This window comes from Chryseobacterium sp. BGA-UO-ETr-SB22, from assembly GCF_059567885.1.
The window spans coordinates 3265150-3280213 of the sequence record NZ_JCAQOV010000005.1 but is presented as its reverse complement, the minus strand read 5'-3'; the positions used below and the strand labels follow the sequence as shown (position 1 = coordinate 3280213).

12 protein-coding genes are annotated in these 15064 nt (G+C 35.2%); 6 read left to right on the top strand and 6 right to left on the bottom strand.

The genetic code is table 11. The features are described from left to right. Positions 1-70: 70 nt before the first annotated feature. Entirely contained in the window at positions 71-1348 is a 1278-nt protein-coding gene (locus AC57AW_RS22225; RefSeq protein ID WP_496353616.1) for a chloride channel protein, read from the top strand. Positions 1349-1479: 131 nt separating this feature from the next. Further along, positions 1480-2670, top strand: coding sequence for an ADP-forming succinate--CoA ligase subunit beta (gene sucC, locus AC57AW_RS22220; RefSeq protein WP_318846547.1), 1191 nt, complete (start codon positions 1480-1482; stop codon positions 2668-2670). Positions 2671-2927: 257 nt separating this feature from the next. Here the strand turns inward: sucC and AC57AW_RS22215 are convergent, their stop codons facing one another. After that, the gene (locus AC57AW_RS22215; RefSeq protein ID WP_318846548.1) at positions 2928-3815 is read right to left on the bottom strand and encodes a mechanosensitive ion channel family protein; all 888 of its coding nucleotides are present in this window, start codon (positions 3813-3815) and stop codon (positions 2928-2930) included. A 94-nt stretch (positions 3816-3909) separates the two neighbouring features. Here AC57AW_RS22215 and AC57AW_RS22210 point away from each other — a divergent pair, with 94 nt between their 5' ends. Beyond that, complete coding sequence (locus tag AC57AW_RS22210; protein WP_318846549.1) at positions 3910-4545, top strand: peroxiredoxin; 636 nt, start codon at positions 3910-3912, stop codon at positions 4543-4545. 98 nt (positions 4546-4643) lie between these two features. On the opposite strand, the gene AC57AW_RS22205 is transcribed toward AC57AW_RS22210, so the two are convergent. The 3 genes from AC57AW_RS22205 to AC57AW_RS22195 all read right to left on the bottom strand — a co-directional run bounded on the left by AC57AW_RS22205 (position 4644) and on the right by AC57AW_RS22195 (position 8378). After that, positions 4644-5150 (bottom strand): hypothetical protein, encoded by a 507-nt coding sequence (locus AC57AW_RS22205; RefSeq protein WP_496353615.1) that lies wholly within the window; start codon positions 5148-5150, stop codon positions 4644-4646. Positions 5151-5487: 337 nt separating this feature from the next. Then, entirely contained in the window at positions 5488-6003 is a 516-nt protein-coding gene (locus AC57AW_RS22200; protein ID WP_223599855.1) for a hypothetical protein, read from the bottom strand. 89 nt (positions 6004-6092) lie between these two features. Beyond that, complete coding sequence (locus AC57AW_RS22195) at positions 6093-8378, bottom strand: TonB-dependent siderophore receptor (RefSeq protein WP_496353614.1); 2286 nt, start codon at positions 8376-8378, stop codon at positions 6093-6095. 180 nt (positions 8379-8558) lie between these two features. Here AC57AW_RS22195 and AC57AW_RS22190 point away from each other — a divergent pair, with 180 nt between their 5' ends. Beyond that, entirely contained in the window at positions 8559-9614 is a 1056-nt protein-coding gene (locus tag AC57AW_RS22190) for a Gfo/Idh/MocA family oxidoreductase (RefSeq protein WP_496353613.1), read from the top strand. A gap of 88 nt (positions 9615-9702) precedes the next feature. Here AC57AW_RS22190 and AC57AW_RS22185 read toward each other — a convergent pair whose 3' ends face one another. Continuing rightward, the gene (locus AC57AW_RS22185; RefSeq protein ID WP_496353612.1) at positions 9703-11595 is read right to left on the bottom strand and encodes an ABC-F family ATP-binding cassette domain-containing protein; all 1893 of its coding nucleotides are present in this window, start codon (positions 11593-11595) and stop codon (positions 9703-9705) included. Between the two features lie 210 nt (positions 11596-11805). Between AC57AW_RS22185 and AC57AW_RS22180 the strand changes: the two genes are divergently transcribed. Next, positions 11806-12318, top strand: a complete 513-nt coding sequence (locus tag AC57AW_RS22180; protein WP_496353611.1) for a 5' nucleotidase, NT5C type — start codon at positions 11806-11808, stop codon at positions 12316-12318. A gap of 143 nt (positions 12319-12461) precedes the next feature. Beyond that, complete coding sequence (locus AC57AW_RS22175) at positions 12462-14117, top strand: alpha/beta fold hydrolase (RefSeq protein ID WP_496353610.1); 1656 nt, start codon at positions 12462-12464, stop codon at positions 14115-14117. 43 nt (positions 14118-14160) lie between these two features. On the opposite strand, the gene AC57AW_RS22170 is transcribed toward AC57AW_RS22175, so the two are convergent. Beyond that, positions 14161-15024, bottom strand: a complete 864-nt coding sequence (locus AC57AW_RS22170; protein WP_496353609.1) for a GH25 family lysozyme — start codon at positions 15022-15024, stop codon at positions 14161-14163. Positions 15025-15064 lie beyond the last annotated feature (40 nt).

The following is a 15064-nucleotide window of genomic DNA, read 5'->3' as shown; positions in this document are numbered from 1 at the left end:
GTATTACAAAGCTGTAATAATCAGTAAAGACAAATGATGATATTCTTTTACTATTTAAAAATAAATTAAAATGAAAATCAATAGAAGAAGGCGAATTATCAAAACATTTAATCTTTTGGATCAACCCATCAGATTTAATCCGTTTGTGTTTAGTAGGACCTTTTTTATGTGGGCAGTTACCGGTCTTGTAGGTGGTATTATTGCCGGAGGATATTGGATTGTACTGGAACATTTCACAGAATTTCTGGCCGAATTTCAAGGCTGGCAGGTGATTCCTACGATGGCAATCTGTGGATTATTGGCTGGGCTGGTGATTCATTTCATCGGTGATCCGGGAGAAATTCATTTGATCGTTAATAATATCAGGTTCAATAAAGGAAAACTGGAACCAAAGAACAATCCTTCGATGATTCTTTCATCCCTGTTTTGTGTAGCTTCAGGAGGAAGTTTGGGACCGGAGGCACCTTTGGTACAGGTAACCGGTTCTACGGGAACCTGGCTTGGGAAAATTTTCAGACTGAAGGGTGAAGAACTGCGTTCTTTGAGTATTGCCGGAATGGCTTCTGGTTTTACTGCATTATTTGGTGCGCCGCTTGGAGGAAGTCTTTTTTCCCTTGAAATTCTGCATCATAAACATGCTGTAGAATATTATAAAGCCATTATTCCTGCATTGGTAGCAAGCTGTTTCAGCTATCTGATGTTTGCTTTGATTATCCATTTAGGAATTGGGGCAACCTGGGACCTAAAAGCCTATCATTATACAGGAGTATATGATTTTCTATATGCTGCGCTGTTCGGAATTGTAGGAACATTTTTTGGATGGATCTTCATTTTTGTAGTTAAGTTTTTCAAGAAAGTTTTTGAATACAAACAGTTTCCGATATATATTAAAACATTCGTAGGAGGAATTATTTTAGGAATCATTGCCTATAATTTTCCTATTACAAGATATTTTGGACATAATGAGATCAATCAGCTGATTGGGGGTAATTTCGGACTGAATTTCTTAATCCTGATTCTGGTTTTTAAAATTCTGGCCATTGCCATTACGGTAACTTCAGGATGGAGAGGAGGGTTTATCATTCCCTTGTTTTTTGTAGGAACAACACTGGGATTAATTATCCATAATTTATTTCCCGGTGTAGATACTACATTGGCCATTGTAAGCTGTATGGCGGCGATCAATGCATGTGTGACAAGAACACCAATGAGTACTACTATTATCTTGGGAACACTTACCGGGTTTACGTATTTCGTGCCGATATTATTTGCGAGTCTTACAGGATATTTTCTGGCTCCAAGAATTCCATTCATTGGATCACAATCTGAGAAATTAGTGGAAGAATAGAGGGAATTTGAATGGTATGTTAAAAATCAAGTCAATCAGACTCTAAATTTTAAGCCAATAAACTTGAACTTCCGTGTCTTTTTAGTAAATTTGTCAACCTTTAAATAGTAAAATAAAATAATAAAAATAATATGAATCTTCACGAGTATCAATCAAAAGAGATTTTATCAAAGTATGGAGTAGCTATCCAACGTGGTTTCGTTGCAAACAACGTAGAAGAAGCTGTAGCAGCTGCTGAAAAATTGACTGCCGAAACTGGAGCTCAGGCTTGGGTTGTAAAAGCGCAGATTCACGCAGGTGGTCGTGGTAAAGGTGGAGGTGTTAAGTTTTCTCCAAACATGGATAAACTTAAAGAAAACGCTCAGAATATCATCGGAATGCAGTTGGTAACTCCTCAAACTTCTGCTGAAGGTAAAAAAGTACACTCTGTTTTGGTTGCAGAAGATGTTTATTATCCAGGAGAAACTGAAACTAAAGAATTTTATGTTTCTATTCTTTTAGATAGAGCTGAAGGTAAAAATACAATCGTATATTCTACTGAAGGTGGTATGGATATTGAGCACGTTGCAGAAGTAACTCCTCATTTGATTCACAATGAATTGATTGATCCTACTTTGGGTCTTCAAGGTTTCCAGGCTAGAAAAATTGCTTTCAACCTAGGTCTTGAAGGAAATGCTTTCAAAGAATTTACAAAATTCATCACTTCTTTATATAACGCTTATATAGGAATTGATGCTTCTCTTTTCGAAATCAACCCTGTTTTAAAAACTTCTGATAACAAAATTATCGCTGTAGATGCTAAAGTAACTTTAGATGGTAACTCATTGTTCCGTCACAAAGATCTTGAAGCTCTTAGAGATACAAGAGAAGAAGATCCTATCGATGTTGAAGCTGGTGAAGCTGGTCTTAACTTCGTAAAACTAGATGGTAACGTTGCTTGTATGGTAAACGGAGCTGGTCTTGCAATGGCAACTATGGATATCATCAAATTATCAGGTGGTAACCCTGCTAACTTCCTTGACGTAGGAGGTACTGCTGATGCTCAGAGAGTACAGACTGCTTTCGGAATCATCTTAAGAGATCCAAACGTAAAAGCTATTTTGATCAACATCTTCGGAGGTATCGTAAGATGTGACAGAGTTGCTCAAGGGGTTGTAGATGCTTACAAAGCAATGGGTAGCCTTCCGGTTCCATTGATCGTAAGATTACAAGGAACTAACGCTGTAGAAGCTAAGAAATTAATTGACGAGTCTGGTCTTCCGGTACACTCTGCAATTACTTTAGAAGAAGCTGCAAACAAAGTAAAAGAAGTTTTAGCTTAATTCTAAAATTTTCAAATAAATAAAGAAAACCGTTCCATTTTTGGAACGGTTTTTTTGTTGATACATGCTCGTTGTAAAATTTTTAGGATAGAATGAATTGTTAACAGCATTAAATTTTATCAAAGATAAAATCCTGACGTCTTTTTAAAAGAGAATGAAGTAAAATTGCGCCTTTGCGATATCCAACTTTGCTTAAATTACAAAAAAGAAGACCACTTCAAAAGTTGAAATGGCCTCTATTCCTATTTGAATATTCCTTACTTATCCTGATGACTTTCAGGTAAAATAGTATCCCCACTGGTAATACTAATACTTGTAGGCGTTACCAGCTGAACCTTATCCACATCAAAACGTTCTTTAATACCTAAATAAGCCTTACTTTTTATCTGTGCCAGGTTAGCACCTACTTTTATCCAGAACTTCACCTGAAGATTAAATGCACCTTGTTTCAGATCTGTAAAGATCACCTCTATGGTGTCTAACTTATCCACATTTTCGAGGTTTTTAATCACATCCAGAATTCCTTTCTGTGCTTTACTGATATCTTCATCAGCCGGAATTTCAAAATTTAAAATAATCCTGCGTTGTGGAGAAGCCGTGATATTATAAAACGGAGCGTTGAAAACTACCTGATTAGGAATATAAGCCTTCTTTCCGTCATCAGTAAGAATTTTGGTCGTTAAAAAACCGATTTCCTGTACCGTTCCTGAATGAGCTCCAATGGTAATATAATCGCCCACTTTGTATGCTTTATCAATACCAATCAGCATTCCTGAAAAAATACTGGATACAAGGTCCTTCAGTGCAACTCCGGCAATTACCCCGGCTACTCCCAGACTTCCTATAAACTTCCAGAGAAAACCGCTGAAACCCATTATTTCCAGCGCAATAAAAGTTCCCATCAGCATGATCAGAAATCTGAATATACTGATTAAAGTAACTAATGAACTTTCTTTTCTGCTTTTTGGAAAAAATTTGTGGAACAGTTTTACAGCTGCCTGGCTTAAATATTTACTGGTGATCAGGAAAAATGTAAATACTAAAATTCCGACAATTAATTTTGGGGTAAGCTCGGCAAATGTCACATACCAACTTTCCAATACTTTATAAACAAGATCTACATACCTGAGTCCGGTCTTCTCCATGAATAAAATTTTAATTAAAGATATAAATTTTCATCAAAAAATTTGCCAGTTCCAAAAAGCCTACTAAATTTGTAGACTAGAAAAGCAGCGTATTATGTCAATAAAACTAGGAGATACAGCACCCAACTTTCAGGCAGAGTCATCTGTAGGTGATATCAATTTCTATAATTATCTTGGAGATTCCTGGGGAATTCTGTTCTCGCATCCTGCAGATTATACGCCGGTATGCACTACGGAGCTGGGATACACTGCAAAATTGCAGTCTGAATTTGATGCCAGAGGAACAAAAGTGATTGCTTTAAGTGTAGATGGAGTAGAGGATCATCAAAACTGGGTAAAAGATATTAATGAGACTCAGAATACCAATGTAAGGTTTCCTATTATTGCTGATAAAGACAGAAAGGTTTCGGAGCTGTATGATTTTATTCATCCTAATGCTTCGGTGACGGCTACTGTACGTTCTCTTTTGATTATTGATCCTTCCAAAAAAGTAAGACTGATTATTACCTATCCGGCCTCTACAGGAAGAAATTTTGACGAAATCCTTAGAGTGCTGGATTCCTTGCAGCTGGTAGATAATTATCGCGTGGCGACTCCTGTTAACTGGAAGCATGGAGAAGATGTCATTATTCCACCAACGATTTCTACAGAAGAAGCGCGGAAGATATTCCCAAAAGGAGTGACGGAAATAAAGCCTTATTTACGCTATACGCCGCAACCCAATACATGATTTTATTTGATTTTTTATAGTTTAGTTTTAATTTGTACGAAAATCGCCCCGGAATTTTATTCCGGGGCGATTTCATTTTTTTATAAGTATTTCAGTGATTACTTAACGTCGTTGATGATTTGTTTACCTTTAGAAGTTGGTAAATAAATACTGAATCCTACATTGAAAGTTAAAGTAGAAGTTAATCCCTCACTACCAAATCCTGCAACACCATTATATTTTACTAGCCCTTCAACACCAATGTTTGGTGTAATGAAGTATGAATAACCTGGACCTGCTCCAAAATCTAAACCTGTTGTAGAATTAGATCCTTCAGTAGAAGTACCTCCAACACCTACATTACCTTCAAAGAACCATCTTCCGTGGTGTAATAGGTTATCTACTCCTTTTTCTCCTGGAGAAACATAATATCTACCTAAAGCTCCAACTTTATAAACAAAATTGGTAGGCGATCCATTTGTTACTTTATTAAATCCTAAATCTACATATCCCCCAACAGCTACATTGTCTTGAATAAAGTAAGCCGCTTTTGGCTGTAATGAAATGTTATATCCACCACCTGTATTTAAACCAAAGTTACTGGCTACGATGCTACTTCCTACCATCCAATTACCTTTCTGAATCTGAGCGTTTGCGGTTGCTGTTAAACCTGCTACGGCTAATATCCCTGTTAAAATAAGTTTTTTCATAATTTATTATTTTAATAATTAAATGTTTATTATTCACGAGTTATAGAAAAAACAATAAATGTGCCATACTCTTAATTTTAGGTAATTTTTCTAAATAAACGTTAACATTATCAGAGAGATATAATTTAGTTTTTTAACATATTCACTGAGAATTTCATAATGATAAAGAAAATAAAAGGTGGGTTTTAAAAAGGAAATAATAAAAAAAAGTAATATACCTAAGTGCTTTTTTTCTTTTGTTCAGTGTTGATTATTAAACAAATAAAAGAATAATAGATATGATAAGCCCTGCAATGGTAAATTTAATTCCGCGTTTGAAAGCCTTTGTTTTAGGATTAAACATCCAGAAACTTGAAATCACAAAAAAGAAAAGAGAAACTCCGAAGAATACACTTAGAGGAGATATAGCATCCTTAGACTGCGATTTGTGAAGAGAAACCATTTTGTCTAGTACGAAAGGCAATTCTTTCTTAGTGTACTTTGCTTTTCCGGTTGCGCTGTCGTAAGTTCCTTGTTTAAAATAAAGAACACTTCCCTCTGTTTTTTCCACTTCAAGGCCTTTCATCTTCAGCTCTTTCTTCAGTTCTTTCTCTGAAAGATTGGCAGCGATGTTTTTTTCATACTTCTTTTCGCTTTTCAGAAAGTCAGTGTCTCTGTACACGAGAAGGATTCCACTTAATGAATAAACAGCCATAATTCCGGCAAGAAAATATCCCAGATAACGGTGTGTAATTCTCATGAAACTTCTTGTGTCTTTAATCTTATCCATATCTTATTGTTTTGTTTTTAAATTTCAAAAGTGGAAACTGCAAAAATGCAATTTCCACTTTTAATGAAAGAATTATTATAAAAAGAATTCTAAAGTTTGTATGTCAGTGTGAAATAGTAGTTTCTTGGAGTGATAGGATTCACTGAGTAATTTTCGTGAACGTTATAGTTTACGACATCAAATAAGTTCCCCACTTTCCCCTGGATTGAGAATTTTTTCCACTCGTAGCCTACAGATACAGAAACAGTTGTATAATCTTTTAGATCAAACATTCTGCTCACATTGTTTCTGCTTGTGTTTGTAGATTTTGAATCATTCCATCCAGCGATTCTGTCTCCGATGTAATAAATTCCAGCTCCAATTTTTAAACCATTTACATAGTTTGTAAATTTATAGAAAACGGAGGCATTCGCTGTTGTAGCAGGTGTTCTTACCAGTCTTTGGTTTTCAACATATCCTTTTTCAGGAGTGTCCAGGTAAACGGAATTGTTATAAGAGAAACCTCCAATTATAGACAGGTTTTCTGTAGGATTTCCTGTAATGTCTAATTCTACACCACGGCTTCTCATATTTCCTGCAAATTCTTTAAGATTGGTATCTGTTGCATTTACTGGTGCCCCGTTTGGAGCAGAAGCGAACCAATATGTCTGGTAATAATTATTGTACATAATCTGGTAAGCTGTTAAGTTAACCGCTAAAGCATTGTTCCAGAAATTCTTTTTAATACCAATTTCGTATTGATCTACTGTTGAAGGCTTTATGCTTTGTTTTGATAAAGTAGTTAACTGATTTTGAACATCTGAAGCAGATTGATTGGTATTTACTGTACCAAATTGATCTGAAGTATATCCAGCATTTGAAGCAAACGAATTAGTATACGTTGCAAACACCGAAAGATTTTCATTTGGAGCATAGACCAAACCTACTTTTGGAGAGAATGCATTGTCAGATGTTGAAGAATTGGCTACTTCAATTTTATCATTAGATGTAAATCGGGTTGTCAGCGTAGGCATATTTTCTATATAAGACCATCTTAACCCTGCAATTACTTTTAGTTGTTTTGTTAAGCTGATAAAATCCTGCGCATAGATCCCAATTCTTCTTGTATTGATTCTGTTTCTTGTATTAAGAGTAGAATTTGGCATATCAATACTTCCCCATGTTGAAGGATCATCTAAATACAGAAGATTTTTTGGAGCTGTAATATTATATGCATAAGCATCTGCCTGACTGTAATCAGCATCTGAACCAATTAAAACTTTGTGGTTGATTCTTCCTGTATTGAATTCACCATTAATGTTTACCTGTGCAGAAGTATAATTTTGTTCGTTGTAAGTTCTACCAAAAGGTCTTTTCCAAGATAATCTATTAGGATCTACAGTGATATCTTTAGTGTCATATATCCATTGTACTCTTTCAGAAGAAAAATAATCTTTAGTGTAGTTTTGGTAAGAAGCAGTAGCGTTCAAAGACCATCTTTCGTTAAATTGATGATTAAAGGTTACGTTCGTAGAAGCTTGCTGTACATTTTGATATTGCCAGTCAGTTCCGAAGAATGTGTTTCTGGAAACAGCATCATTCAATCTGTAGCTTTGGTCTTTTTCAGTAATAGATCCAATTCCGAAATCCGGAGTGAAATTATTTTTAAGATAATCTGCCTCAACAATTAATTGAGATTTATCACTTAAATTAAATAAAAATGAAGGATTGAAATAGTATTTCTCTGATTCTACAACATCTCTGAAACTTTCAGCATGTTCATAGGCACCATTTATTCTGAATGCAACATTTTTGGATAAAGGTCCATAAATATCAACTGTTGGCTTATAGGAATTCCAGCTTCCGCCGTTTAGTCCTACGCTTCCACCAAAATTGAATTTAGGTTTTTTTGTAATCATATTGATAACACCACCAGCTGCTGTATTACCAAAAAGCATAGCATTTGCTCCCTTTAAAACTTCTACTCTTTCCAGACCACTTACTTCAGGGAAAACACCACTGTTTATTCTTGAGCCATTCTTAAAAATATTATCATTTCCTAAAATGAAACCACGTCCACCAAAGCTATCCTGAGAGTTACCTCTGGATGAAGTAATATACAGACCGTTTACATTCTGAAGAACATCACTTAGCTGTTTTGCCTGTTGCTGCTCAATGATTTCGTGAGTAACAATAGCAATAGGCTGTGGATTTTCCATTACCGTCAGGCTTGATTTTGTCGATAATGGTCTTGCCTGGTTAGGATTTCCTGTTTTGTGAAGATTAATATCTTCAATGGTCTGAGTTCTGATGGTGTCTGCTTCAGCATTTTTCATCTGTGAACTTGCTGAAACAGCGATAAATAGAAGACCTAAAGAAAGTAGTTGTCTTTTCATTTTATTTTTATGTAGAACAGTTTTAAATAAGGCGCAAATGTAAGTATTTGTTTAGAATAGATAAAAATAATTTTATGATTTAAATCATATTCTGTTCATAATGGCATGGATTATTTCTATAGCTTCTTTATACGAGGCGATAGAGAATTTTTTATGAATATATTTGTTAAAAATTATAATATGCAATTGGTAAAAGCAGGGCTTTGTGCCTTTGGAATGAGCGGAAAAGTGTTCCATGCGCCCTTTTTAAAGGAGCATCCTGGATTTTTTATTTCTGCTATCGTAGAAAGAAGCAAGGAAGAATCTAAAGAGAAATATCCTGAAGCAACCATTTACCGTTCCGTAGAAGAAATGCTTCAGCATGCAGACGTAGAGTTGGTTATCATCAACACTCCGGTTCAGACTCATTATGAATATGCCAAAAAAGCATTGGAGGCCGGAAAAAACATTATTGTAGAAAAACCTTTTACCGTAGATGTTTCAGAAGCTGAAGAACTTGTGCAATTGGCTGAAGAAAAAGGATTGTTCTTAAGTGTCTATCAAAATAGAAGATTCGACCGGGACTTTTTACAGGTTCAGAAGATTTTAAATGACCAGAAAATAGGAAATATTAAAGAAGCAGAAATCCGTTTTGACAGATTCCGGACAACTCCCAGTGGAAAACAGCATAAAGAAAGTCCGGATCAGCTAGGTTCAGGAACACTTCATGATCTGGGAGCACATCTTGTAGACCAGGCTGTACAGTATTTTGGATATCCTGAAAAACTTTTTGCAGATGTATTTTCTATGAAAGGAAAAGAATTTGCGAATGATTATTTTGAGATCCTGTTATTTTATAAAAATGACCTGAGAGTAAGACTAAAAACTTCGGTTTTCAGTAAAGAAGGTCACTACGCCTATACTATTCATGGTGACAGAGGAACTTTTTTACAGGAAAGAACAGATAATCAGGAAAATGAATTGGTAGCAGGTGCTATTCCTGTATACGGTAAAGAATGGACCCAGCCATTGAAAGAAGCAGATGGAATTTTAAATTTCCTGAACGATCACTCAGAAACGGAAAGAATTTTCACTTCCAGTGATGCAGGTAATTATATGGATTATTACCAGCAGATCTATGAGCACATTGTGTTTGGATACACTTTGCCGTCTCCGGGAAGAGAAGTTATTCAGAATATGAAAATTATTGATGCTTCTCTGGAAAGTGCAAAAGAAGAAAGAGTAATTAAATTATAAATGATGAGTTATGAATTATGAGTTGGAGAGTAATAGCGGTTGTCAACTTTACACCAACTCATAATTCATAATTTTTAATTCATCACTATTAAAGGATTTCCTGAAATTCCAGCCACTTCATCTCATACTCTTCTAGCTTTTCAGAAATAGCTTCCAGCTCGGCAGATAGTTTTGCAACTTTTTCATATTCCGTTTCATTATTAAGCTGATCCATTATTTTAGCACGCTTTTGTTCAAGTTCTGGCATTTCTTTTTCTATGGTTTCCAGTTCACGTTGTTCCTTAAAAGACATTTTTCTTTTTTTAGAAACAGGTTCAGAAACCTCTTGTACTGCCACGATTTCTTTTACAGGTTCTGGCTTTGATGCTGTGTTTTTTTCTAATGCATCCTCACGGCTTTTAGCTTCTCTGTATTCTGAGAAAGTTCCGACAAAATTTCTGATTTTTCCATCTCCTTCAAATGCAAGAACATGACCTACGATTCTGTCCATGAAATATCTGTCGTGGGAAACAATAATTAAACTACCTTGAAAGTTTAGCAGGAAATTTTCCAGAACAGTTAAAGTGGGAAGATCCAAATCATTGGTAGGTTCATCAAATATCAGAAAATTTGGATTCTGATACAAAATATACATCAGGTGGAGCCTTCTTTTTTCACCTCCCGAAAGTTTGGAAATAGGGGAGTACTGCGTTTGGTCATCAAATAAGAACAGCCTCAAAAATTGCGATGCAGAGATCGTTTTTCCGTTAGCTAAAGGGAAGTTTTCGGAAATTTCTTTGATAAAGTCAATTACTCTTTCATCTTCTTTATATTTCAGTCCTTTTTGTGAAAAATATCCGAATTTGATCGTTTCTCCGGTTTCAATTTCTCCGGAATCCTTTGGCTCAAGACCTTGGATGATATTCAGTAATGTAGATTTTCCGGCACCATTTTTCCCTACAATTCCTACTTTCTCACCTCTTTGAAACTGATAACTGAAATCTTTTATTAATAATTTTTCGTCATAACTTTTAGAAATATCCCGAAGTTCCAAAATTTTATTTCCGAGTCTTTTCATTTCAAAATCGAGTTCCAGAGACTCTTTTCGGGTATCGGTTTTAGCTATTTTTTCAGTTTCGTAAAAGTCATCCTGTCTGGACTTTGATTTTGTAGTTCTGGCCTTAGGCTGTCTTCGCATCCATTCCAGTTCTTTTCTGTAAAGATTATTAGCCTTGTCGATAGTGGAATTCATATTGTCCTCACGAATCATTTTGTTCTCAAGATAAGTCGCATAGGAGCCATTGTGGAAATACAGATTTTTATCTTCCATTTCCCAGATAATATCACAAACGCTGTCAAGGAAATACCTGTCGTGAGTGACCAGAATTAATGTTATTTTGGCTTTGCTTAGATAGCTTTCAAGCCATTCTACCATTTCTACATCAAGGTGGTTGGTTGGCTCATCCATGATCAAAAGAGTATGACGGTGCTCGGCTCTTGTTTCAGTTAACAATTTTGCTAAAGCCACACGTTTGATCTGCCCTCCGGAAAGTGTTCCCATTTTAGCTTCCAGATCTGTGATTTTCAACTGAGAGAGAATTTGTTTCATATCATTCTCCAGATCCCAGGCTTTATGAATTTCCATCTCAGCCAGAGCTTTTTCAATGAAATCATAATCTGTAGAAAGTAATGACTTATGATAATTTTTTAAGGCCTGAATGGGCGCAGAATCAAGTGTCATCATAAATTCGTCAATAGTGAGATCAGAATCAAAATCAATTTCCTGGTCAAATAAAACTACCTGAATATCCTTATTGATCATCACATTGCCACTGTCTGCAATTTCTTTCCCCATTAATATTTTAAGAAGAGTGGATTTTCCGCTTCCGTTTTTGGCAACGATGGCTATTTTGTCACCTTCATTGACATGGAAAGAGATATTTTGGAACAAAACTTTGATGCCATAAGATTTAGTAAGATTTTCTACAGAAACGTAATTCATTGGAATGTAATGGTTTGATATTGATTTTGAATTGAACCGCAAAAGTACGAAAATGTAGCCTAAAATTTTCCTGAACCTCTTTTATAAAATGAATATTTATAATTTTTTAATAGACTGTGTCCATTGTCTGAAAAAACTATTCAGTAAATTTGATAGCCTATAATTTAATTAACACAGTAAAAATATTAATACAAAAATCTGATTGAAGTAATGAAAAAAGTAATTGTCGACATGGATGGGGTAATGGCAGATGTATATCATCAGCTGGTACAATTTGAAAAAAGAGATACGGGGAGAGAAATTGAAATCAGTAATTTGACAGGTAAACCTGAAATAGAATCATTTCCGAACGGAAAAAAGCACGTTAATGAAGTAGGGTTTTTCAGAACCTTACCTGTAATGAAGGGAAGCCGTGAGGCAATGGAATATCTGAATAATAAATACGATCTGTATATTGTATCTGCCGGCATGGAATTTCCCAACAGCTTAAGAGAAAAATACGATTGGCTGGCAGAACATTTTCCATTCATCACCTGGGAGCAGATTGTTCTTTGCGGAAGCAAAAAAGTAGTTTCAGGAGACGTTATGATTGATGATTATCCTAAAAATCTGGATCATTTTACAGGAGACAGATTGATTTTCACACAGCCTCATAATGAACTGATAGAAAATGATACCTATCAAAGAGTTCATACATGGGAAGAAGTTATGAATATTCTTTAAAGGTAGAATTTAATGGTTTTTTAGAATAATTATAAAAATAGCGGAAAGCTTTAAATGAATTTTAACTAAAGATAGATTAAATTTAATAAGCTGTTATGAGAACAGGCTGTTGAAAAGAAATAAGTTTGCACCAAACTTTTAACATGAAAAAATATAATACTTTCTTCTTTCTTTTGGCAGCTTCTGCCTTCTATGCTCAGGTTGTTTCTGGGACCATTATTTCTAAAAATGAAAATCAACCAATTCCTTATGTGAAAATTGGCGTTGATAAAGAAAATATTGGGGTAGTTTCTGATGAAAAAGGAAATTTTTCAATTGATCTATCCACTTTAGCTCCACAAAAGAAAATAATCATTGAGGTGCCGGGTTATGAAGTATACGCGGAGGCTGTGCAGGATTTTAAAAAGCATGATCTGCAGAAAATATTTCTAAAAGAAAAAACTAGAAATATTAAAGAAATTGCAATTAAACCTAAGAAACTTGTAGATAAAAACTGGGGAGTAAATACAAAAACAAAAAGTGTTATTTATTCTGTTAATCCGGAATTTGACAAAAAAAGTTTTCTTGGAGAAACAGCCTTAGAATTCAATGCTAAGAAAAGATCCAAGCTTAAAAATATCAATCTGAATATAGCCAGCTATGTTTCTACCCAGCCGGTTTTAATGAGATATAGTATTTACAGTGAAAAAAACGGATTTCCGGATAAAAATATTCTTGAAGAAGAGATTACTGTAGAACTTACTGAAAATATGATCAAAGACGGCACTTATACATTAGATGTGAATGACCGTAATATTTGGGTTCAGGGAAAATTCTTTATCGGAATACAGTTTTTAAAAGATTTTGATGGCAGAATTAAAATAAGTGCCGCTTTATTCAGAACTGGATTTATAAGAGAATTTTATGGTGACTGGCAGAAAATGACCCTTGCTGCGCCAGCAATTAATATTGATGTGAAAATGGATAAAAATGGAGACAATAATCCCGAAAACGAAGGAGGGTTTGCAGACGACAGCGTTGAAGCAATGATGCCTGATGTCTCAAAATATGTTCAGGAATCTGAGCATGCCGTGTATGGACAAAATGAAACTGTCGGTAAATATCTCAAACTTCAGGATACAGACCTCTATTATGAAACGTATGGTGAAGGTGAACCATTGATTCTGCTTCATGGCAATTCAGGAAGTATAAAAGACTTCTATCAGCAGATCCCCGTTTTGTCAAAACAATATAAAGTGATTGCCATAGATACCCGAGGACAAGGGAAAAGTATAGATTCTTCAAAAAAGGATTTTACCTATAAAATGTTTGCAGAGGATGTAAAAGTACTTGCAAATAAGCTAAATCTCGATAAAGTAAATATTGCAGGCTGGAGTGACGGTGGAAATACAGGTCTGGAATTCGCCCTGAAATATCCGGAAAGACTTGATAAACTGATAACCATTGGAGCAAATGCTTTTCCTGATGGAGTAGACGACAGGCTTACCGATCATTTTGAAAATAAAATGATGGTCATGAAAGAACTTAAGGATCCTAAAAAGTTGAATGAACAAAGGCTTCTGAAGATCATGCTGACACAGCCTCGTATCACCAGAACAGATTTAAATAAAATTAGAAGCAAAGTATTGGTGATCGCCGGAGATAAAGATGTTATCAAGCCTGATCACACGGAGCTTATTGCCAAAGAAATTCCTAATGCGGAACTCAAAATTTATAGCAATGCTACCCATATGATTCCTTTTGAAAATGCGGATCAGCTTAATACAGATATTCTGAATTTTTTAGGGAAAAGCAATTAAAAGATAGAAGCGGGAAAATATTTTCCCGCTTCTGTTTTTATGATTAATCCAGGGTCAGTCTTTTCAATGACCAGGAATTACCGTTATAAATATCAAGATCCACTTTGGTATTGATGCCATGAACAATTCCGTTTTCCGTAAACTGCCAGAAATCCCAATGGTCATCGGGGGAGGGAGAAGGAACGTCATTGTAATTGGCCAGCCATAAAGGATAATCTTCAAACTCACCTTTCAGGAAATCTTTATAATAATGATAATAGGTATAAATAATGGGTTTTTCGCCATAAGCCTCTTCCACAATTTTGCACCATACTTTCAGATCTTCAATCAGTTTTTTGTTCGTTTTACGCTTTGGAATTTTTTCAATATCAAGAATCGGAGGAAGATCTCCACTTTCAAGTTTTACATTCGCTAAAAAATTATTGGCCTGAATAACAGGATCTTCATCTGCTCTGTAAAAATGGTAGGCACCACGGATAAGATCATGTTTTTTAGCCATTTCCCAGAACTCCTCAAAATGCTTATCAGCACTTCGGTTTCCCATGGTAGCACGCATAACGACAAACTCCAGCGGAATGGTTTTATTTCCAATGCTGAGGCTGTCCCATTTGATGTCTTCCCTGTTCTGATAATGAGAAACATCAAAGCCATAGGTCTTATCAAGATTGCTCGTCAAAATTCTTTGAATCCTTGCCGTTTCCTTTTCGTTGTTGTGGAGTTTTCTGTGAGTAAATTTGTTAAAGTACAGGGCGTAATAATAGCTGACAGATTGCTTTAAATAAAAGCCGGTTCCAATAAGAGCTACAATTAAAATAGCCAATATTACCTTTCTGCGGAAAAAATAGTTCTTCCGTCTTGTTTTATGGACTTGTTTGGCAGTTTTTTTGGTGTACTTTTTTGGTGTCATAAAGTTTTGCAAAACTAACTTTTTTCACTACTAAATGCTA

Coding starts and splice junctions, on each gene's coding strand:
- AC57AW_RS22225 (WP_496353616.1), top strand. CDS start 71: ATGAAAATCAATAGAAGAAGGCGAATTATCAAAACATTTAATCTTTTG.
- sucC (WP_318846547.1), top strand. CDS start 1,480: ATGAATCTTCACGAGTATCAATCAAAAGAGATTTTATCAAAGTATGGA.
- AC57AW_RS22215 (WP_318846548.1), bottom strand. CDS start 3,815: ATGGAGAAGACCGGACTCAGGTATGTAGATCTTGTTTATAAAGTATTG.
- AC57AW_RS22210 (WP_318846549.1), top strand. CDS start 3,910: ATGTCAATAAAACTAGGAGATACAGCACCCAACTTTCAGGCAGAGTCA.
- AC57AW_RS22205 (WP_496353615.1), bottom strand. CDS start 5,150: ATGGTAGGAAGTAGCATCGTAGCCAGTAACTTTGGTTTAAATACAGGT.
- AC57AW_RS22200 (WP_223599855.1), bottom strand. CDS start 6,003: ATGGATAAGATTAAAGACACAAGAAGTTTCATGAGAATTACACACCGT.
- AC57AW_RS22195 (WP_496353614.1), bottom strand. CDS start 8,378: ATGAAAAGACAACTACTTTCTTTAGGTCTTCTATTTATCGCTGTTTCA.
- AC57AW_RS22190 (WP_496353613.1), top strand. CDS start 8,559: ATGCAATTGGTAAAAGCAGGGCTTTGTGCCTTTGGAATGAGCGGAAAA.
- AC57AW_RS22185 (WP_496353612.1), bottom strand. CDS start 11,595: ATGAATTACGTTTCTGTAGAAAATCTTACTAAATCTTATGGCATCAAA.
- AC57AW_RS22180 (WP_496353611.1), top strand. CDS start 11,806: ATGAAAAAAGTAATTGTCGACATGGATGGGGTAATGGCAGATGTATAT.
- AC57AW_RS22175 (WP_496353610.1), top strand. CDS start 12,462: ATGAAAAAATATAATACTTTCTTCTTTCTTTTGGCAGCTTCTGCCTTC.
- AC57AW_RS22170 (WP_496353609.1), bottom strand. CDS start 15,024: ATGACACCAAAAAAGTACACCAAAAAAACTGCCAAACAAGTCCATAAA.